Annotated in this window: 15 protein-coding genes; 10 read left to right on the top strand and 5 right to left on the bottom strand. The window is 71.1% G+C overall.

Annotated elements, in window-relative coordinates:
* Nucleotides 1-146: 146 nt before the first annotated feature.
* Nucleotides 147-833 (bottom strand): hypothetical protein, encoded by a 687-nt coding sequence (locus tag AB0C19_RS32215; RefSeq protein ID WP_357191461.1) that lies wholly within the window; start codon nucleotides 831-833, stop codon nucleotides 147-149.
* A gap of 69 nt (nucleotides 834-902) precedes the next feature.
* On the opposite strand from AB0C19_RS32215, the gene AB0C19_RS32210 reads away from it, so the two are divergent.
* Genes AB0C19_RS32210 through AB0C19_RS32200 form a run of 3 tightly spaced genes read left to right on the top strand, consistent with a single transcriptional unit; the run spans nucleotide 903 to nucleotide 5,283 of the window.
* On the top strand, nucleotides 903-3,521 hold the full coding sequence (locus tag AB0C19_RS32210; protein WP_357191459.1) for a valine--tRNA ligase: 2,619 nt from the start codon (nucleotides 903-905) through the stop codon (nucleotides 3,519-3,521).
* Nucleotides 3,518-4,852, top strand: coding sequence for a folylpolyglutamate synthase/dihydrofolate synthase family protein (locus tag AB0C19_RS32205; protein ID WP_357191457.1), 1,335 nt, complete (start codon nucleotides 3,518-3,520; stop codon nucleotides 4,850-4,852). The genes AB0C19_RS32210 and AB0C19_RS32205 overlap by 4 nt, the downstream gene beginning before the upstream one ends.
* The gene (locus AB0C19_RS32200; protein ID WP_357191455.1) at nucleotides 4,849-5,283 is read left to right on the top strand and encodes a DUF4233 domain-containing protein; all 435 of its coding nucleotides are present in this window, start codon (nucleotides 4,849-4,851) and stop codon (nucleotides 5,281-5,283) included. The genes AB0C19_RS32205 and AB0C19_RS32200 overlap by 4 nt, the downstream gene beginning before the upstream one ends.
* Before the next feature lie 38 nt (nucleotides 5,284-5,321).
* Here the strand turns inward: AB0C19_RS32200 and AB0C19_RS32195 are convergent, their stop codons facing one another.
* Nucleotides 5,322-6,875: a VOC family protein gene (locus tag AB0C19_RS32195; protein ID WP_357191453.1), complete on the bottom strand. Its 1,554-nt coding sequence runs from the start codon at nucleotides 6,873-6,875 to the stop codon at nucleotides 5,322-5,324.
* Nucleotides 6,876-7,016: 141 nt separating this feature from the next.
* Here AB0C19_RS32195 and ndk point away from each other — a divergent pair, with 141 nt between their 5' ends.
* Nucleotides 7,017-7,442, top strand: coding sequence for a nucleoside-diphosphate kinase (ndk, locus tag AB0C19_RS32190; RefSeq protein WP_088949743.1), 426 nt, complete (start codon nucleotides 7,017-7,019; stop codon nucleotides 7,440-7,442).
* Nucleotides 7,443-7,478: 36 nt separating this feature from the next.
* On the opposite strand, the gene sigJ is transcribed toward ndk, so the two are convergent.
* Together sigJ and AB0C19_RS32180 are read right to left on the bottom strand one after the other, a co-directional pair.
* Complete coding sequence (sigJ, locus tag AB0C19_RS32185) at nucleotides 7,479-8,357, bottom strand: RNA polymerase sigma factor SigJ (RefSeq protein ID WP_357191451.1); 879 nt, start codon at nucleotides 8,355-8,357, stop codon at nucleotides 7,479-7,481.
* Complete coding sequence (locus tag AB0C19_RS32180) at nucleotides 8,354-8,794, bottom strand: carboxymuconolactone decarboxylase family protein (protein WP_357191448.1); 441 nt, start codon at nucleotides 8,792-8,794, stop codon at nucleotides 8,354-8,356. Before AB0C19_RS32180 ends, sigJ begins: the two co-directional genes overlap by 4 nt.
* 385 nt (nucleotides 8,795-9,179) lie before the next feature.
* On the opposite strand from AB0C19_RS32180, the gene ileS reads away from it, so the two are divergent.
* Nucleotides 9,180-12,350 carry an isoleucine--tRNA ligase gene (ileS, locus tag AB0C19_RS32175; protein ID WP_357191446.1) on the top strand — a complete coding sequence of 1,057 codons (3,171 nt, stop codon included), beginning with the start codon at nucleotides 9,180-9,182 and terminating at the stop codon, nucleotides 12,348-12,350.
* Between the two features lie 105 nt (nucleotides 12,351-12,455).
* Nucleotides 12,456-13,145 (top strand): lysophospholipid acyltransferase family protein, encoded by a 690-nt coding sequence (locus tag AB0C19_RS32170; RefSeq protein ID WP_357191444.1) that lies wholly within the window; start codon nucleotides 12,456-12,458, stop codon nucleotides 13,143-13,145.
* Between the two features lie 61 nt (nucleotides 13,146-13,206).
* Here the strand turns inward: AB0C19_RS32170 and AB0C19_RS32165 are convergent, their stop codons facing one another.
* Entirely contained in the window at nucleotides 13,207-14,532 is a 1,326-nt protein-coding gene (locus AB0C19_RS32165; RefSeq protein WP_357191442.1) for a hypothetical protein, read from the bottom strand.
* A 107-nt stretch (nucleotides 14,533-14,639) separates the two neighbouring features.
* Here AB0C19_RS32165 and AB0C19_RS32160 point away from each other — a divergent pair, with 107 nt between their 5' ends.
* The 4 genes from AB0C19_RS32160 (at nucleotide 14,640) to mycP (ending at nucleotide 20,275) form a co-directional block, all read left to right on the top strand.
* Nucleotides 14,640-16,640 carry a TIGR03960 family B12-binding radical SAM protein gene (locus AB0C19_RS32160; RefSeq protein WP_357191440.1) on the top strand — a complete coding sequence of 667 codons (2,001 nt, stop codon included), beginning with the start codon at nucleotides 14,640-14,642 and terminating at the stop codon, nucleotides 16,638-16,640.
* A gap of 261 nt (nucleotides 16,641-16,901) precedes the next feature.
* Entirely contained in the window at nucleotides 16,902-17,342 is a 441-nt protein-coding gene (locus AB0C19_RS32155) for a hypothetical protein (RefSeq protein ID WP_210785324.1), read from the top strand.
* Nucleotides 17,343-17,352: 10 nt separating this feature from the next.
* Entirely contained in the window at nucleotides 17,353-18,840 is a 1,488-nt protein-coding gene (locus AB0C19_RS32150; RefSeq protein ID WP_357191438.1) for a hypothetical protein, read from the top strand.
* Nucleotides 18,841-18,850: 10 nt separating this feature from the next.
* Nucleotides 18,851-20,275 (top strand): type VII secretion-associated serine protease mycosin, encoded by a 1,425-nt coding sequence (gene mycP, locus AB0C19_RS32145; protein ID WP_357191436.1) that lies wholly within the window; start codon nucleotides 18,851-18,853, stop codon nucleotides 20,273-20,275.
* Nucleotides 20,276-20,294 lie beyond the last annotated feature (19 nt).

Here is a 20,294-nt window from a genome sequence, read left to right as displayed (position 1 = left end):
TAAGCCCGACAAGGTCACGCTCGATCCTTGGTTGTAGTGGTATCCGCGCGTCCTGATGCCACTAACTACATCCAGGATGTTGCGCGGGCCTGCGGGCCGGGATGGGGGGAGTGGCGGTGATCGAGGCGGGCGGCCCGCATGCTCGGTCAGTCTCGGGTCTGCATGCCGTCGCGCAGGTTGCGCAGCAGGCCGCCGGCGTCGCTGACCGCCCGGCCCGGGAACATCGCCATGACCACGCTGCCGTGGTCGGCCCAGCCGCACACCGCGAAGTCCCCGCCCTCGCCGCTGGTGCTGCCACACTTCAGCACCCCGCCGAGATCACCCGCGGGCAGCTCCCGCAGACCGTTCACCGCGCCGGTCTCGTCCGACATCAGGCGGAAGAGGCTGTCCAGGTCCCGTTCCGGCTGCCAGAGCAGTGTGGTGCCCCCGAAGATGAGCACGGAGCGCTTGTCGTCGGCCGGGTCGCGGTAGACGGTGCCGAAACTGCGGTCCAGTTCGATGTTCGCCGCCAGGCCGCTGCGCAGATAGTCGGCAGTGCTCTTCGCCCGCTCGCTGTCGTCACGCGTCAGACCCGCCACCCGATCGGGTGAGGCCACCTGGGTGTCCTTCTGCTGCGCCACCCGCCACCCACCGACACCAAGCACGCCGGCACCGGCGAGACCGACCACAAGTGCGACCGTCCAACCGATCTTGCGGCGGCGTGACCAGCCACTGGGCCGCTCGTCGGGGTCGCCTCCGGAGTCCCGGGTGCTCAGCTGGATCGGCTCTTCGGTCAGCTCGACCGGCTCGCGGCCGCCGTCGCGCGACCGCTCGGTGAGATGTGCGTCGGACATAGCCGACACCGTACGCGAACGGCAGGTGGCGCACGTCAGGTCTGCGGAAGCCCTCCGTAGACTTGTCCGGTGACCGAGAGACTGGATGCCCGACGCCCCGACGCCCCGACGCTTGCCGGCCAGTACCAGCCCGGTGAGGTAGAGCAGCGACGGTACGAGCAGTGGGTAGCCGGCGGGCACTTCCGGGCCTCCGCCGACAGCGACAAGCCCCCGTTCACCATCGTCATCCCGCCGCCGAACGTCACCGGCTCGCTGCACATGGGTCACGCGTTCGAGCACACGCTGATGGACGCGTTGACCCGGCGTAAGCGGATGCAGGGCTTCGAGGCGCTGTGGTTGCCGGGCATGGACCACGCCGGCATCGCCACCCAGAACCTGGTTGAGCGTCAGCTCGCCGCCGAGGGGCTGTCCCGGCACGATCTCGGCCGGGAGAAGTTCGTCGAGCGGGTCTGGCAGTGGAAGGCCGAGTCCGGGGGCGCCATCCTCGGTCAGATGCGTCGCCTCGGCGACTCCGTCGACTGGGACCGCGAGCGCTTCACCATGGACGCGGGGCTGACCCGCGCCGTCCAGACCATCTTCAAGAAGCTCTTCGACGACGGCCTGATCTACCGGGCCAACCGGATCATCAACTGGTGTCCGCGCTGCCTCACGGCGCTCTCCGACATCGAGGTCGAGCACACCGACGACGACGGCGAGCTGATCTCGATCCGCTACAGCGACGAGGTCGTCGTCGCCACCACCCGGGCCGAGACGATGCTCGGCGACACCGCCGTGGCGGTGCACCCCGACGACGAGCGCTACCAGCACCTGATCGGCACCGAGGTCGAGCTGCCGCTGACCGGCCGGCGGATCCCGATCGTCGCCGACGCGCACGTCGACCCGTCCTTCGGCACCGGCATGGTCAAGGTGACGCCGGCCCACGATCCGAACGACTTCGAGATCGGCCAGCGGCACGACCTGCCCGCGCTGACCGTGATGGACGAGCGGGGTGTGATCACCGTGCCCGGCCCGTTCGAGGGGCTGGACCGGTTCGAGGCGCGACCGGCGATCGTGGCGGCGCTGCGGGAGCAGGGCCGGATCGTCGCCGAGAAGCGCCCGTACGTGCACGCGGTCGGGCACTGCTCGCGGTGCAAGACCACTGTCGAGCCGCGGCTGTCGCTGCAGTGGTTCGTCAACACCGCCCCGCTGGCCCAGGCCGCTGGTGACGCGGTCCGCGACGGTCGGGTGCGCATCGAGCCGGCCGAGCTGGCCAAGCGCTACTTCGCCTGGGTCGACAACATGCACGACTGGTGCATCTCCCGGCAGCTGTGGTGGGGGCACCGCATCCCGGTCTGGTACGGCCCGGCGGGTGAGATCGTCTGCGTCGGCCCCGACGAGGCGCCGCCGACCGGCGAGGGCTGGCACCAGGACGAGGACGTTCTGGACACCTGGTTCTCCAGCGGTCTGTGGCCGTTCTCCACCCTGGGCTGGCCCGAGCAGACTCCGGACCTGGCGAAGTTCTACCCGACCAGCGTGCTGGTCACCGGTTACGACATCCTGTTCTTCTGGGTCGCCCGGATGATGATGTTCGGCCTCTACGCGATGGACGGCCGGCCGCCCTTCGACGTGGTCGCGCTGCACGGCATGGTGCGCGATCAGTTCGGCAAGAAGATGTCGAAGTCGTTCGGCAACGTGGTCGACCCGCTGGACTGGATCGACCGGTACGGTGCCGACGCCACCCGGTTCACCCTGGCGCGGGGTGCGAACCCCGGCCAGGACGTCCCGGTCAGCGAGGAGTGGTGCCAGGGCTCCCGCAACTTCTGCAACAAGCTCTGGAACGCCACCCGGTTCGCCCTGATGAACGGTGCGCACACCACTGGCGACCTGCCCCCCACCGAGCAGCTCTCCACCGTCGACCGGTGGATCCTGTCCCGGTTGGCGCACGTCACCGCCGAGGTCGACGAGCAGTTCGAGGCGTACGAGTTCGCCAAGGTGTGCGACCTGCTGTACCACTTCGCCTGGGACGACGTCTGCGACTGGTACGTCGAGCTGAGCAAGCCGGTGCTCGCCGAGGGCGGTGAGCGCGCGGAGGCCAGCCGTCGTGTGCTCGGGCACGTGCTCGACCAGCTGCTGCGGCTGCTGCACCCGGTCATCCCGTTCGTCACCGAGGAGTTGTGGCTCGCGCTGACCGGCGGCGAGACGGTGCAGGCCGCGGCCTGGCCGGTGGCGGACCGATCGCTGGTCGACGACGCCGCCGAGGCCGAGATGGTCGGCGTGCAGCGGGTGGTCACCGAGATCCGCCGGTTCCGTTCCGACCAGGGGCTGCGCCCCACGCAGCGGGTGGCTGCCCGCCTGGACGGGCTGTCCGGCGCGGGTATCGCCGCCCACGAGCCGCTGATCCGTTCGCTGGTCCGGTTGGATCCGGCCGGTGACGACTTCCAGGCCAGCGCCACGTTGGCCATGCCCGGCGCCGTCGGTGTCGCGTTGGACACCCGGGGGTCGATCGACGTGGGCGCCGAGCGGGCCCGGCTGACGAAGGACCGCGCGGCAGCCGAGAAGGAGGTCGCGCAGGCCCGGTCGAAGCTCGACAACCCTGCCTTCATCGGCAAGGCCCCCGAGCCGGTGGTCGCGAAGATCCGCGACCGGCTCGCCACCGCCGAGGCCGACCTGGTCCGGATCAACGCTGCTCTGGAGACACTGCCCTCGTGACCGACCGTAACGAATTCGCCGCCGTCGAAGCAGAGCTGAACGCCCGCGGTTTCACCCGCATGGTCTTCGAGCTGGACCGGATCGAGTCGCTACTCGACCTGCTCGGCAGCCCTCAGCGGGCGTACCCGGCGATCCACCTGACCGGCACCAACGGCAAGACCTCCACCGCGCGGATGATCGACTCGCTGTTGCGGGCGCACGGGCTGCACACCGGGCGGTACACCAGCCCGCACCTGGAGACCGTCCGGGAGCGGATCAGCCTGGACGGGGAGCCGGTCAGCGAGGAACGGTTCGCGTCGGTGTACCGGGAGATCAAGCCACTGGCCGAGCTGGTCGACGCGCGATCCGACGAGCCGCTGACGTACTTCGACATGACCACCGCGCTGGCGTTTGCCACCTTCGCCGACGCGCCGGTCGACATCGCGGTGGTCGAGGTGGGCCTCGGCGGGGCCGAGGACGCCACGAACGTCCTCCAGGCCGGGGTCTGCGTGATCACCCCGATCGGGCTGGACCACACCGAGTGGCTCGGTGACACGCTCCAGGACATCGCGCTGGCGAAGGCCGGCATCATCCACCCGGGGGCCACAGTGATCTCGGCGGCCCAGGAGGAGGAGGCCGCCGGTCCCCTCCTCGAACGCTGCGCCGAGGTCGGGGCCACCATCGCCCGGGAGGGCGGCGAGTTCGGCGTGCTGGGTCGGGCGGTCGCGGTCGGCGGTCAGGTGCTCACCCTCCAGGGGCTGGGTGGCGTGTACGACGACGTGTTCATTCCGCTGCACGGTGCCCACCAGGCGCAGAACGCGGCAATGGCGCTCGCCGCCGTGGAGGCGTTCCTCGGCGCGGGGGCTCGACGTCAGCTGGACATCGAGGCGGTCCGGGAGGGCTTCGCCTCGACCAGCTCCCCGGGTCGGCTGGAGCGGGTCCGTAACGCCCCGACCATCCTGCTGGACGGTGCGCACAACCCGCACGGCATGAAGGCCACGGTCACCGCGCTCCAGGAGGAGTTCGCGTTCAGTAAGCTGGTGGCCGTGATCGGCGTGCTGGCCGACAAGGACGCGGAAGCGCTGCTGGAGTTGCTGGAGCCGGTGGTCGACCAGGTGGTGGTCACCCGCAACACCTCGCCACGGGCGATGCCGACGGAGGAACTCGCCGCGCTGGCCGCCGAGATCTTCGGCGAGGAGCGGGTGGCTTCGGCCGAGGAGATGCCGGACGCCATCGAGCTGGCGGTGGCGATGGCCGAGGAGGACGTCCCCGGTGAGCTGAGCGGCGTCGGTGTGCTGGTCACGGGGTCCGTGGTGACTGTCGCCGACGCGCGTCGGCTGCTGAAGCGATGACCAGCCCGGAGCGGGACCCGCACCCCACCGAGGACCCGACCGGCACGCCGGTCGAGCAGCCAGCGGGGGAGGAGCCCACGGCGGGGCAGCCGCGACGCTCCGGGTTGCGCAACCCGGAGCGGGCGGTACGCGGTCTCGGTGCCGGCACCCTCAGCCTGGAGGCGCTGGTGCTGTTGCTGGCGATCCAGCCGATCCGGGTGGTCGGCGGTGACCTCGGCGGCGCCGCGATCGGTGCGGTGGTGGCACTGGCGGTGGCCGCCGTGGTGCTCGCCGGCATGATGCGTCGCCAGTGGGCCTGGAACGCCGGCACCGTGCTCCAGGGCCTGCTGTTGCTGGGCGGTCTGCTGCACTGGTCGCTGCTCGGGCTGGGCATCATCTTCGCCCTGGTCTGGGCGTACGCGCTGCACGTTCGCCGCGTCATTCTCGGCTGACGCCGGACCCGGCTGGCGCCGTCCGAAGGCGGGCCGGGTCAGGCGTCGGCGCGTTCGCGCCACTGGGTGAGCGCGACGCCGTGGCCATCCGGGTCGCGGAAGGCCGCCGCCCACCCCTCCAGCTTGGTGCCCCTGTTGACCACCCGGGGCGCGTACGTGAAGCGGACGCCCGACCCGCGCAACCGCTCGTACGCCGCCTCGATGTCGCTCACCTCGAGGTTGACGTGCACGAGTCGGCGGCTGATGGGCGCCGCCCCGGTCACCTCGCGCAGGACGATCCGGGTCGACCCGGAGGCCAGGACGGCGTTGTGGGCACCCTGGTCGACCTCGCTGAAGCCGAGCACGTCGCGGTAGAAACCGAGCGACCGGGGCAGGTCGGTGACCAGCAGGGTGAGGCCCACCCCGCTGATCGGCGCGGCCGGATCCGCGGCCGAGCCAGCGTCGAACCCGAAGATCGCCTGGTCCAGTTCCTCGTCGGTCACTGTCGTGGGTGCGGTCCCGGCCGGGGAGGGATCATCCAGCGGAAGATCGAGTGGGTCCAGCGGGTCGGCCGCGCCCGTGCCGGACCGCTGCGCGGGCGGCGGGTCGAAGCGTTGCGCGCTGGGCTGCTCGAAGCGTTCGGCGCCGGGCTGCTCGAAGCGTTCCGCGCTGGGCGGGTCGACGGGATCCTCGGTGGGCGGTGCGGTCGTGCCGCCCGCTCCCGAAGCGTCGAACCGGTCGGCGGCCGGCTCGTCGAAGCGCTCCTCGGCGGGCGGGCGCGGCGCCGGAGTGGTCGCCCGTCGGGGCAGCCCGCCGGCCTGCGGCTCGACGACGACACCCTCCAACACCACAGGGCCACCCGGGCTCTGGTGCATCACCACGGGCTCGCGCTCCTCGGGCACGACGCCCGGGTCGTCGCGCCGGAGGTCGTCGCGCCGAAGGTCGGTCCGCGAAGGGTCGGTGCGCGAAGCGTCGGTGCGCAGCGGGTCACCGAGCGGGTCGCGGAACGGGTCACCGACCGGGTCCCGGAACGGGTCACCGACCGGGTCGCGGAACTCGTCGCGGAAGTCGTCGTCGGGTGCGCGGTCTGCCCACGGCGGCGCGTCCTGCTGGATCAACAGCTCGTCCATCGCCTCCGCGTCGGCGAACTCCGGGGGTAGATCGGCGACGGCAGCGGCGGTCTCGGCATGGGTCGGCACCTCGTCCCAGAGGACCTTGACGTGCCGTTGGTCGTCCAACGCGACCCGGATCGGCAGAGTCTGGCCCAGCGACGGCCACTTGGAGACCGGCACCCTCGGCTCAATGATCTTCTTGGAGCGCGGCGGCAGACCAGGGGCGTCAATGACCAGTTGAAGTTCGCAGCGGCCGAACGCGTACTGGGTGGGTGGTTCGGAGGCGCTGTGCACGTGCCCGACGCCGACGACCCACGTGCGACCGCCGCCGCGTACGGTAGCCAGCGCGATCGCCAGCACCAGCAGGGCGACCCCGAGGGCCACGATGGCCCAACTCGTCATGCCGAGCCCGAACAGGACGACGAACGTGGCCACGGTGCCCAGCACCGCGCCGATCAGCTTGCGTACCGGCGCGATGGGTCGGTTCCCGCCATTCGCCACAGTGGACCTCCCGGGGTCAGGACCAGGCTAGGCCGGATCGGCCACCGGGGGAAAGACCGGCCGCCGCGCCGGCGCCGGGACCGGGTCGCTAGGCTGACCGTACCGATCCCAAGCGTTCAGCGCGTACAGGAGGAACCCAGCGTGTCCAGCAACAGCCCGGATGAGCGCAGCCTCGTTCTGATCAAGCCCGACGCGGTCCGCCGCGGCCTGGTCGGCGAGGTCCTCTCCCGCTTCGAGCGCAAGGGGCTGCGGATCGACGCGATGGCGCACCGGACGATGGATGCCGCGCTCGCCGACGAGCACTACGCCGAGCACGTCGACAAGGCGTTCTACCCGCCGTTGAAGGACTTCATGACCGGCGGCCCGCTGGTCGCCCTGGTGCTCTCCGGCGACCAGGTCATCGACGTGGTTCGCGGTCTGGTCGGCGCCACCGACGGACGCAAGGCCGCCGCCGGGACCATCCGGGGTGACCTGTCCCTGTCCAACCGGGAGAACCTGGTGCACGCCTCCGACTCGACGGACAGCGCCAAGCGCGAGATCGCGCTCTGGTTCCCCGAGCTGGGCTGACGCCCACCGGCCGGGGCCGACCGACGACGCCCGGTTTCAGCCGACCGCCGGCACCTTCGCCGGGTTGCCGACCACGTAGATCCCGGTGATCCGTCCGTCGGCCGCGGCGATGGTCAGCGTGTACCGACTGCCGTCGGCGCGGGTGATCAACATTGCCGGTTCGCCGTTGAGCTCGACCGGATCCATCGCCACTCGGTGACGTGGACCGTAGACCCCTGCGTAGAACCGGGCGATCCGGTCGGCGCCGGTGACCGGGTTGAGGGCGGCCCGCGCCCGACCGCCGCCGTCGTTCCACGCGGTGGCGTCGGCGGCCACCAGGTCGGTGAGCCTCGCCAGGTCACCCTCGCGGGCGGCGGCGAGGAACGCGTCCAGCAGCCGCTCCCGCTCCGGGCGGCTGGCGGTGAACCGACGCTGCTCCTGCCGTACCCGGCCGTTCGCCCGGTGGTACAGCTGCCGGCAGTCGTCGACGGACCGGTCCAGGATCTCGGCGATCTCCGCGTACGGCAGGTCGAAGGCCGTGTGCAGGACGTACACCGCCCGCTCCGGCGGGGTGAGCCGCTCCAGGACGTGCAGCAACGCGGTGGCGAGCGAGTCGCGTAGCTCCACCCGGTCCAACGGCCCGAACGGCGAGGGCGCGGTCGGCACCGGCTCGGGCAGCCACGTCCCGACGTACGTCTCGCGGGCCGCCTGCCGGACCCGCAGCCGGTCCAGGGCCAGCCGGGTGACCACCCGGGACAGGTACCGGCGCGGCTCCTCGACCCGGGCCCGATCCACACCCAGCCAGCGCAGGTACGCCTCCTGGAGCACGTCCTCCGCGTCGTGCCGGCTGCCGAGCAGGCGGTACGCGAGCCCAAGCAGCATCGGCCGGTGCGCCTCGAGCGCACCGGCCGCCTCCGCTGCCGCCTCGGTGGTCACGCCTGGGCCGGAGGCTCCAGCCGCATCGTCACACCGATTCGGTTCCACACGTTGATTGTCGCAATCGCGACGACGAGGTCGGCCAGTTCCTTCTCCGACCAGACCTTCGCGGCGTCATCCCACACCTCGTCCGGCACCCCGTGCTCGCCGAGCCGGGTGACCGCGTCGGTGAGGGCCAGCGCGGCCCGCTCCCGCTCGTCGAAGAAGGGCGCCTCCCGCCAGGTGGCGACAGCGAACAGCCGCCGGCTCGACTCGCCGTCGGCGAGCGCGTCCCGGCTGTGCATGTCCACGCAGTACGCGCACCCGTTGATCATCGACGCCCGCAGCTTCACCAGCTCCAGCACTGTGCGGTCGACGTTCGTCTGGACGTACTTCTCCAACCCCATGACGGCCTTGTACGCCTGCGGTGCGACCTCGGCCGGGTTCATTCTTTGCACGACTACCTCCTGATCGGTCCGACGCCGGTACGACGGATGGGCCGGGCCGGGTCGTGACAACCGGAGCTGTGATCCCGCTCATGCCGCCGAGGCGGCCGGGGTGGGCGGCTCGAAGGCGTGGCGGTGGGTGGGTCTTGTATCGTTGGACCCCGTAAGGCGATGACCCGGCCATCACCGGTGAGCCTCCGGAAGAACAGTCGGGCAACCGGCCCAGTAGAACCGGGCGGGTGCGGCCCGTCACAGCCGACAATGAGCGGGCGGTCGATCCTGACCGCCAAGCGGGGTGGTACCGCGGGCCACCCGGGAGCGCCGTTCCAGGCGTACCCCGGAAGGTTCGTCCTCGCAGACCCACGTTGAGTGAGCTGCATGAGGAGAGCGACCCCCGATGGCCTATCCGTTGCACGACCCGACCGCCGCCGGTGTCCCGGCGAGCCCGGACCTGCCCGCGGTCGAGCGCCGGGTGCTGGAGCACTGGACGGCCGACAAGACCTTCGAGGCCAGCATCGAGGCCCGCCCCGCCGGCACGGACGGCAAGAACGAGTACGTCTTCTACGACGGCCCGCCGTTCGCCAACGGCCTGCCGCACTACGGTCACCTCTTCACCGGCTACGTGAAGGACGTGGTGCCGCGCTACCAGACCATGCGCGGGCGGCACGTCGAGCGGCGCTTCGGCTGGGACTGCCACGGCCTGCCCGCCGAGGTGGTGGCCGAGAAGCAGCTCGGCATCACCAGCAAGGCGGAGATCATCGACCTGGGTGTGGACCGGTTCAACGAGGCCTGCCGTACCTCGGTGCTGGAGTTCACCCAGGACTGGGAGCGCTACATCAACCGGCAGGCCCGCTGGGTCGACTTCACCAACGACTACAAGACCCTCGACCTGGACTACATGGAAAGCGTCATGTGGGCCTTCAAGACCCTGCACGACAAGGGTCTGATCTACGAGGGCTTCCGGGTGCTGGCGTACTGCTGGCGCTGTGAGACGCCGCTGTCGAACACCGAGACCCGGATGGACGACGTCTACCGGGACCGGCACGACCCCACCCTGTCGGTGTGGTTCGAGCTGACCGCCGACGAGTCCGCGCCGGAGCTGGTGCGCGGGCCGGTCAAGCTGGGCGTCTGGACCACCACGTCGTGGACCCTGCCGTCGAACCTGGCGCTCGCCGTCGGGCCCGACATCGAGTACGCGGTGCTCGAACGTGACGGCGACCGCTACCTGGTGGGGGCGGCGCGGCTGGCCGCGTACGCCAAGGAGTTGGAGGGCTACGAGCAGGTCGGCACCGTGTTCGGCCGGGACCTGGCCGGACGTCGCTACACGCCGCTGTTCGACTTCCTCGTCGAGCAGGCCGGGGAGAACGCCTACCAGGTGCTCGGCGCGGAGTTCGTCACCACCGAGGACGGCACCGGGATCGTGCACCTGGCCCCGGCCTTCGGTGAGGACGACCAGAACGTCTGCAACGCCGCCGGCATCCCGACCATCGTCACCGTGGACGACCACACCCGGTTCACCGCGCTGGTCCCGCCGTACCAGGGTGAACAGGTCTTCGACGTCAACAAGCCGGTGATCCGGGAGCTGAAGGACCGGGGGGTGGTGCTCAAGCAGGACACCTACACCCACTCGTACCCGCACTGCTGGCGTTGCGACACCCCGCTGGTCTACAAGGCGGTGTCGTCGTGGTTCGTCGCGGTGACGCAGTTCCGGGACCGGATGGTCGAGCTGAACCAGGAGATCAACTGGACGCCCGGCCACATCAAGGACGGCTCGTTCGGCAAGTGGCTGGCCAACGCCCGGGACTGGTCGATCAGTCGGAACCGCTTCTGGGGCTCGCCGATCCCGGCGTGGAAGTCCGACGACCCGAACTACCCGCGCCTGGACGTCTACGGCTCGCTGGCCGACATCGAGCGGGACTTCGGCGTACGCCTGACCGACCTGCACCGGCCGGCGGTGGACGACCTGGTCCGCCCCAACCCGGACGACCCGACCGGCCAGTCGATGATGCGCCGGGTGCCGGAGGTGTTGGACTGCTGGTTCGAGTCCGGGTCGATGCCGTTCGCCCAGGTGCACTACCCGTTCGAGAACGCCGACTGGTTCGAGCACCACTACCCGGGTGACTTCATCGTCGAGTACATCGGGCAGACCCGCGGCTGGTTCTACACGATGCACGTGCTGGCCACCGCGCTGTTCGACAGGCCGGCGTTCCGCAACTGCCTGAGCCACGGCATCCTGCTCGGCTCGGACGGTCGCAAGATGTCCAAGAGCCTGCGCAATTACCCCGACGTCTACCACGTCTTCGACGCGTACGGCTCGGACGCGATGCGCTGGATGCTGATGTCCTCGCCGGTGCTGCGCGGTGGGGACATGGCGGTCACCGAGGCGGGCATCCGCGACGCCGTCCGGCAGGTGCTGCTGCCGCTGTGGAACGTGTGGTATTTCTTCACGCTCTACGCCAACGCCGACGGGTATCAGGCCCGGCGACGTACCGACTCCACCCACCTGCTCGACAGGTACGTGCTGGCGAAGACGAACGAGCTGGTGTCCACTGTCGGCGCGCAGATGGACGCGTACGACATCTCCGGTGCCTGCGCCACCGTCCGGTCCTACCTGGACGCGTTGACCAACTGGTACGTGCGCCGGTCCCGGGACCGGTTCTGGTCCGGTGACGCCAACGCCTTCGACACCCTGTCGACGGTGCTGGAGACCCTCTGCCGGGTGGTGGCGCCCCTCGCGCCGCTGACCGCGGAGGAGATCTGGCGTGGCCTGACCGGGGAGCGTTCGGTGCACCTGACCGACTGGCCCGAGGCGAGCGAGTTCCCGGCCGACCACGACCTGGTCGCCGCGATGGACAACGTGCGGGCGGTCGCCTCGGCGGCGCTGTCGCTGCGCAAGGCCAAGGGGCTGCGGGTGCGACTGCCGCTGTCGACGCTGACAGTGGCCTCGCCGGCCGCGGAGCAGTTGCGGCCGTTCGCCGACCTGGTCGCCGACGAGGTCAACGTGAAGACCGTGGAGTTCAGCGCGGAGCTGTCCGCGTACTGCGAGCAGGTGTTGACGGTGGTGCCCCGGGCGCTCGGCCCGCGGGTCGGCAAGCAGGTGCAGCAGGTGATCAAGGCGGTCAAGGCGGGCGAGTGGGAGCTGGTCGACGGCGCCCCGGTGGCCGCCGGCGTCACCCTCGCCGAGGGCGAGTACGAGTTGCGCCTGGTCGCCGCCGACGCCGAGCACTCCGCGCCGCTGCCCGGCGGTGAGGGCGTGGTGGTGCTGGACACCGACGTCACAGCGGAGTTGGCAGCCGAGGGGCTGGCCCGCGACGTGGTGCGGGTGGTGCAGCAGGCCCGCCGGGACGCCGACCTGGACGTCTCCGACCGGATCGTGGTGTCGGTGTCGGCGTCCGACGAGGTACGCGCGGCGGTGTCCGCGTACGTCGACTTCGTCTCCGCGGAGGTGCTGGCCGACTCGGTGGACTTCGTTGAGGGCTCGGGCGGCTCCGCCGTTGAGGGCCTGGAGGGCTTCGCTGGCGAGGTCGGCGATGGTGAGCGGGTAACTGTGGTCGTCCGCCGGGTATAACGGACCATCGCCAGGGTGCGGGCGCCTCACCACCTCCGTCCGGGAGGTGTGGAGGCGTCCGCTACCGTGACACCGCCTGTTCGCACCTGATCTGCCGGAGGACCAGTGCCCCTGCTCTACACCATCGGCAAGCTCACCGTGGCGCCCACGCTGCGGTTGGCGTTCCGCCCGACCGTGGAGGGGCTGGAACACGTGCCGGAGACCGGTGGCGCTGTCTTCGCCGGCAACCACCTCTCGGTGGCGGACGAGTTGTTCCTCGGCACTGTCGTGCCCCGGCACCTGGCGTTCTGGGCCAAGTCGGAGTATTTCAAGGGCGCCGGCGTGAAGGGCGCGATCTCCAAGTTCGTCCTCACCGGCCTGGGTGCGATCCCGGTCGAGCGGGCCGGCGGCCGGGCGGCTCTGTCCGCGTTCGACGCGGCGATCCCGGCGCTCAAGGGCGGTGACCTGGTGGTGGTCTACCCGGAGGGCACCCGCTCGCCGGACGGCAAGCTCTACCGGGGGCGCACCGGCGCGGCCCGGCTGGCGATCTCGGCCGGCGTGCCGATCATCCCGGTCGGCATGATCGGCACGGACAAGGCGCAGCCGATCGGTGCCCGGGTGCCCCGGCCGGGCACTGCCAAGATCACGGTTCGATTCGGCAAGCCGCTGGACTTCACCGGCCGACCGGACGACCGCACCTCGCTGCGGCAGATGACCGACGAGCTGATGAGTGAGATCCAGAAGCTCACCGGCCAGGAGTACGTGCCCCGCTACGCCCCGCCGCGCGCCCACCCGGACCCGACCCGCGACGCCTGACCCCGACTGGCGCACCCTGCCCGTCAGCAGCTGCGCGCACCCCGGCCAGCCTGGATGTGGCTCAATTCCGCTCGGGTTGGACGATCTGGGCGCGCAGGGTGCCCAACAGATCGGCGCTGTCGGCGACGGAGAGTCGAGTGAACACGCCGGTGGCGATGCTGCCGTGGTCGACCGATGTGCAGACCACCACGGCACTGCCGTCGGCGCTACCCACCGCGCACCGTTCGTGCCTGCCCCGCACACCGGTGTCCACGCTCTCCGGGGCACCCAACGCGTACCGGTCGGTGAGCCGGCTGATCTCGGCCTCCGCGTCCGACTCCGGGCTCAGCCGGAAGCCGGTGCCGCCGAAGACGGTCACCCGCTTGCCGCTCGTCGTGGCGTAGACACCGGCGAACGTCTCCTCGGCCAGCCAGTGCTCTTTGCGTACCTCGTTCTCCAACTTCTGGGCGGCCTCGGTGCTGCGGCTGTCCTGGCGCAGGCTGAGGTCGTCCACCTGGACGGGCAGGGCCGCGCGCGCCGGGTACTGGGCCGAGATCGGGAACCCGTAGTAGGCGGGGCAGCCACAGCAGCAGGCCAGGGTGAGCAGCAGCAGCCACGGCCAGCGGCGTCGTCGGCGGGCCGGCGGCGGCACGTACCCCTTGGGGGCCTGCCAACCGGGCGGCGTCGGCGGTGGCGCCGTGGATCGCCGACCCCGGCGCTGCTTCGGCACCTTCGGCGCCTTCGGTGGTGCGGGTGGCGACATCGGCCGGGCCGGCACCATGGGTCCGATGGCCCGGGGTGCGCTCGGGGCGGCCGGCGGCGGCACCGGGTGCGACCCGGCCGGGGGAGCGGGCGGCCCGGACCACTGCCGGGTGTCCCGCGATGGGGCCGGGGGAGCGGGCGGCCCGGACCACTGCCGGGTGTCCGGCGGCGTCGGATACGGCAGCGGGGGCAGTTCGGCGGAGGGCAGGTCCCAGCCGCCGGTGTCCACGCCGGCCCACGGGTCGACCGGGGTCTGGTGCTCCGGCGGCCCGACGGTCACCGGCGGGGGAGGGGTCGGCTCGGCCGACTCGCCCCAGGCGGGTCGGCGGGGCAGCGGAGGCGGCACCGGGGCCGAACCACTCCACCTGGGCGCCGGGACCTCCGCGGTCGCGGCAGGCTCCGGCTGGTCCGGGGCTTCCGGCTGGTCCGGGGCTTCCGGCTGGTCCGAGGGTTCGGGCTGGTCCGGGGCTTCCGGCTGGTCCGAGGGTTCGGGCTGGTCCGAGGGTTCGGGCTGGTCCGAGGGGTCCGGCTGGTCCGGGGGTACGGGTGGGGAGGTCGGCTCGTCGGCGACCGCCCGGTCCCGCTCCGGCTCCGCGCCCGGGGTGCTCCCGTCGGCCGGCCGTGCTCCCGGCTGGGGCTCCGGCATCGCGGCAATCTCCTCTCGCGCCGAACCGAGGTTAATACCGCGCCGCCACCACCGCCGATCGGGCGTGCGCGCGATCGCCGCCGAACCAACGCGTACCCTTGGGCATCATGAGTGCCCCGTCCACGACGCCGCGCGCGGCCGCGACCAACTCCGTGTGGTCCCAGCTCGAGCCGCTGCTACCCCAGATCTCCAAGCCCATCCAGTACGTCGGGGGCGAGTTGGGTGCGGTGACGAAGGACTGGGACTCGGCCACCGTGCGCTGGGCGTTGATGTATCCCGACGCCTACGAGGTGGGCCTGCCCAACCAGGGCGTGCAGATCCTCTACGAGGTGCTCAACGAGCTGCCCGACACCCTCGCCGAGCGGACGTACGCGGTCTGGCCGGATCTGGAGACGCTGATGCGCACGCACGGCGTGCCGCAGTTCACCGTCGACGCGCACCGGGCGGTGCGCGGGTTCGACGTGTTCGGCATCTCCTTCTCCACCGAGCTGGGTTACACCAACATGCTCACCGCGATCGACCTGGCCGGCATCCCGATGCTGGCCGCCGACCGCACCGACGCCGACCCGGTGATCGTGGCCGGCGGGCACGCCGCGTTCAACCCGGAGCCGATCGCCGACTTCATCGACGCCGCGGTGCTCGGCGACGGCGAGGAGGCGGTCCTGGAGATCACCGCGATCGTCCGGGAGTGGAAGGCCGAGGGCTCCCCGGGCGGCCGCGACGAGCTGCTGCTGCGGCTGGCCCGCACCGAGAGCGTCTACGTGCCGCGCTTCTACGACGTCGACTACCTGCCGGACGGCCGGATCCAGCGGGTCGTACCGAACCGGGCGGACGTGCCGTTCCGGGTGCACAAGCGCACGACGATGGACCTGGACGCCTGGCCGTACCCGAAGAAGCCCCTCGTTCCGCTGGCCGAGACGGTGCACGAGCGGTACGCGGTGGAGATCTTCCGGGGCTGCACCCGGGGTTGCCGGTTCTGCCAGGCCGGGATGATCACCCGCCCGGTGCGGGAGCGGTCGATCACCACCGTCGCGCAGATGGTCCGCGAGGGCCTGGAGTTCTCCGGCTTCAACGAGGTCGGCCTGCTGTCGCTCTCCTCGGCGGACCACTCCGAGATCGGCGACATGTGCTCGGGCCTCGCCCAGCAGTACGAGGGCACCAACGTCTCGCTGTCGCTGCCCTCGACCCGGGTGGACGCCTTCAACATCGACCTCGCGCAGGAGCTGTCCCGCAACGGGCGGCGTACCGGCCTGACCTTCGCCCCGGAGGGCGGGTCGGAGCGGATCCGCAAGGTCATCAACAAGATGGTGTCGAAGGAAGACCTGATCCGTACGGTCGTCACCGCGTACACCAACGGGTGGCGGCAGGTGAAGCTCTACTTCATGTGCGGCCTGCCCACCGAGACCGACGAGGACGTCCTCGAGATCGCCGAGATGGCCCACGAGGTGATCAGGGCCGGCCGGGCCGCGACCGGCTCCAAGGACATCCGCTGCACGGTTTCCATCGGCGGGTTCGTGCCGAAGCCGCACACCCCGTTCCAGTGGGCAGCGATGGACCGTCCGGAGGTCATCGACCACCGGCTCAAGATCCTCAAGCAGGCCATCAACGCGGACCGCTCGCTGGGCCGGGCCATCGGCTACCGCTACCACGACGGCGAGCCGTCGCTCATCGAAGGGCTGCTCTCCCGGGGTGACCGCCGGGTCGGCTCGGTCATCCGCAAGGTCTGGGAGAACGGCGGCCGGTTCGACGGGTGGAGCGAGCACTTCTCGTACCAGCGCTGGGTGGAGGCCGCGGCCGAGACGCTGCCCGCGTTCGGGGTGGACCTCGACTGGTACACCACCCGTCAGCGCGACGAGCTGGAGGTCCTGCCCTGGGACCACCTCGACTCGGGCCTCGACAAGGACTGGCTCTGGCAGGACTGGCAGGATTCGTTCAGCGAGTTCGAGCAGGACGACTGCCGGTGGACGCCCTGCTTCGACTGCGGCGTCTGCCCATCGATGGACACCGAGATCCAGATCGGCCCCACCGGCAAGAAGCTGCTGCCGCTCACCCCGCTGGGCGGCAACGGCATGAAGGTCCCGTCGGGCCACTCGCACTCGCACCCCTGACCGCGCTGCCTTCGGGCAGCGCCGGCTGGCGGTGACCCACCACCCTCCACACCCGACATGTCGCCCAACGGGTCCGCGTCTCGCGGGCCCGTTGGCGTTGTTCGGGCTCGGCCCGCGCGGTGCCCCACGCCGAAACTTCCGCGAGATCGGCAGCCATCTGTACCACGTGCTGGTGGCTGGGGCTGCCTCGACTAGGTCAGACTCGATACGCTGCGTCTGACATGGACCGACCCGGCGGGTCGGGGACGGGGGAGGAAACGCATGGGCAGCATCCCGCCGCCGAGCATCGGCGATCTGCAAGTCAGCGTCGAGGACCTGGACGCCGCCGCCACGTACGTCGAGCGGCTCAGGCAGTACATCGACGACACCATCAAGTACGAGATGGAACGCATCAAGGAGCGGATGAAGGGCGACAGCAACAACGCCCAGACCGTCCCGAACGGCACTCCCTTCGGCGCGTACGAGGACGCCCGCATGCAGTGGCGGGCCCTGGAGGTGTCCACGGCGAACATGGAAGCGCACCTCACGACGCTCTCCCAGAAGCTCGCCGCGCTGAAGGAGGGCACCGAGGAGATCGCCAAGGCGTTCCGCGACACCGAGGCGCGTAACGGCGCCAACGGCAAGGAGATCGAGCGGCTGCTGGAGTCGGCGGCGCCGCCGCCCACTGCCAGCGGCGCACCCACCTACCCGTACACGGCCTGAGGGGGACGTCATGGCTGGAGGAACCTGGGAGCGGTGCGTCCGCGAGGTGACGCTCTCCGCGGACCCGGAAACTGTCGGATCGGTCGGAGCGGGCTGGAGCAACCTCTCGAGCGGCCTGCAACAACTGCGGGACGCGCTCGTCGGTCGATCGTTCGTCGGTCCGATCGCGACAGGCCAGGAGCGCCCCCACGTCGGCGGTCTGCCCGGGATGCTCGCCGGTTGGCAGGGCAGCGGTGGCGATGCGTACCGCGAGCACCTGGGCAAGATCGGCAAGCAGATCGAGGATCTCATCACCGACGCGACGAACGTCAGTGGCGCGTTGACGCGGATCGAGGGCGACATCCGCAAGTCGGTCTCCACGATCCCGATCCCACTGATGGACGACTTCGGCTTCAACGAGTGGAGCCTGCCCAACGGCACCGAGCTCGACGATGCCCGCGACGGCGAGAGCTCGTCGGGGTTCCTCGCCGCGCTGCGCAAGGACTACCAGAACAACCCCGGCTCGTACGCCGACGGCGCGTTCCGTGACAAGGCCGACGACCTGGAAGCGACGATGAAGGTCGACGGTCAGGCCGGTGACCAGAAGCGGGGCGGCTGGTGGGACACCGGAGCCCACCTGGACAACTGGTACCGGGACAATCAGAACGCGGCGAACACCGCGATGGCGCCGCTGCCCCAGGCGGTCTACACGGAGCGCCCCAAGCTCACTGTCAACAGCCCAGATAAAATGGACGGAGTGGACGATATCCGTCGCGACCCCCGGGTTCCGCCAACAGGGCGACCCGACATCGGTGGTGGCGACTTCGGCGGGAAGCCCGACATCGGTGGTGGCGGCCCCACGATCGGCAGCAGGCCGCCGGGCATCGGTGACACGGGCGGTCCGACGTCCAGCGTCGACCCGTTCTCCCCAACCAAGCCCGGTGGGCTCGGCGATGGCTCGCCCACCGGCGGCACGGGTCAGCTCACGCCCCCGTCGACCGGCTCCAGCTTGCCGGGCTACGCGGACGGCGACGCTGGCTACAGCAGCGGTCTGGCTGGCGCTACCCCGGGCGGGGTCGGTGGCCTGGGCGGCGGCATCGGCGGCGGCGGGGTCGGCAGCGCCGGTCTCGGTGGCGCCGGCGGTGGTTTCGGAGGCGGTGCCGGCGTCGGCTCGGCCGGCGGGATCGGCGGCGGTGCCGGCGGTGGCCTGGGCGGCGGTGCCGGGATCGGCGTGGGCGGCATCCCCGGCATGGTGGGTGGCGGCAACGGAAAGCTGCCGCCGATGACGAGCGCGGCGAACGCGTTGCGCACGGCCCAGGCCGCCGGCGGCGCCGGGATGGCGGGCGGCGCGCGTGGCGCAGGCGTCGGCGGTGCCGGAATGATGGGCGGCGGCATGATGGGCGGCGCGGGTGGCGCCGGGCAGGGTGGCGGCACCGGCTCTGAGCACTCGTCGTGGTTGACTGAGGATGACGATCCGTGGGGCCCTGGTGACGGGGCGTCCCCGGGTGTCCTTCGATGAGGATGGACGGATGAGGGTGAACGTCGGAGGCCTCCGGCCGGTAGTCGCCTGTCTGCTGGCGGGTTTCCTGGTGGTGGGGGCCGCTCAGCCGGCGGCAGCCGCGCCCCGACGGGCCGAGCAGTGGTATCTGGATGAGCTCCGGATCGAGCAGGTGCACAAGATCTCGACCGGGCGGGGCGTGGTCGTGGCAGTGATCGACAGTGGCGTCGAGGCCAGCCACCCGGACCTGCGCGGTCAGGTGCTTCCCGGTGGTCGCAGCTACGGCGCCTCCGGAGACGGCCGGTCTGACGACGACGGGCACGGCACGCACATGGCCGGCATCATCGCGGCGAAACCGAGCAGCGACGGGGTGGTCGGCATCGCCCCCGGTGTGAAGATCCTGCCCATCAAGATGCGCAAGGACGACGGCTCCTACACGGACGCCGGGGTTGCCAAGGGCATTCGGATGGCCGTCGACGGCGGGGCCAAAGTGATCAACATGTCCATTGGTGGCCCCGGCCTCGCCAATCCCGTGCAGAAGAACGCAATCCAGTACGCGTTGGACCATGACGTCGTCCTGGTTGCCTCTGCGGGTAACACCGCCAAGGGCCATACCGCCGTGGGCAAGCCCGCCAACACCCCTGGTGTGATCGCGGTGACCGGGACGACCAAGGGCGGCGCGTTCTGGTCCGGCTCCGTCCAGGGGCCGGAGGCGGTGGTCGCCGCTCCTGGCGACAGCGTGTACAACGTCACCAACGAGGGGGGCTACGGCTGGGGTGACGGCACCTCCGACTCCGGTGCGATCGTCGCCGCTCTGGCCGCGTTGATCCGCTCCAAGTATCCGGACCTCAACGCTCCGAGCGTGATCAACCGGATCATCCGGACCGCGCGGGACGCGGGCCCGTCCGGGCGAGATCCGCAGTACGGCTTCGGGGTGATCGACCCGATCAAGGCGCTGACGGCCAACGTGCCACCGGTTACCGCCAACCCGCTGCTCGACCCGGCCGCGGCGGCGACCGACCCGGGCCCGGCCCGTGCCGAGGGCGCGGACGAGGACTTCGACGTCACCCAGCACGGCGATCGCGGTGGCCCCACCGACCAGCAGGTCATGGTGATCGGCATCGGCATCGCCGTGGTGCTGGTGTTGTTGCTGGGTCTGGTGGTCTTCCTCATCTGGAACCGCCGTCGGTACCGGCGGGAGGCGGCCCGGGCCGCCGACATCCCGGACGAGGTGCTCGACCGGGCGGCCCAGGGCGCGTACCCGCCGCCTGACGCGAGTTACGCCCCACCGCCGGGCTACCCGCCCCCACCCGGTCACGCCCCTCATACCGGGTATGCCCCGCCTTCCGATTACGCCCCTCCTTCGGGTTACGCCCCTCCCTCCGGCTACACCCCGCCCCCCGGCTACGGCCAGGCGCCGGGCGGGTCGCCGCCCGCGCCGCCGAGGGAGCCGTAACCGGTCCGATCATGGTGGC

The sequence above is a fragment of the Micromonospora sp. NPDC048842 genome (assembly GCF_040649935.1).
Lineage (GTDB): Bacteria > Actinomycetota > Actinomycetes > Mycobacteriales > Micromonosporaceae > Micromonospora > Micromonospora hortensis.
Note: the sequence above shows the minus strand (reverse complement) of the source record. Positions and strands in the feature narration are given on the sequence as shown.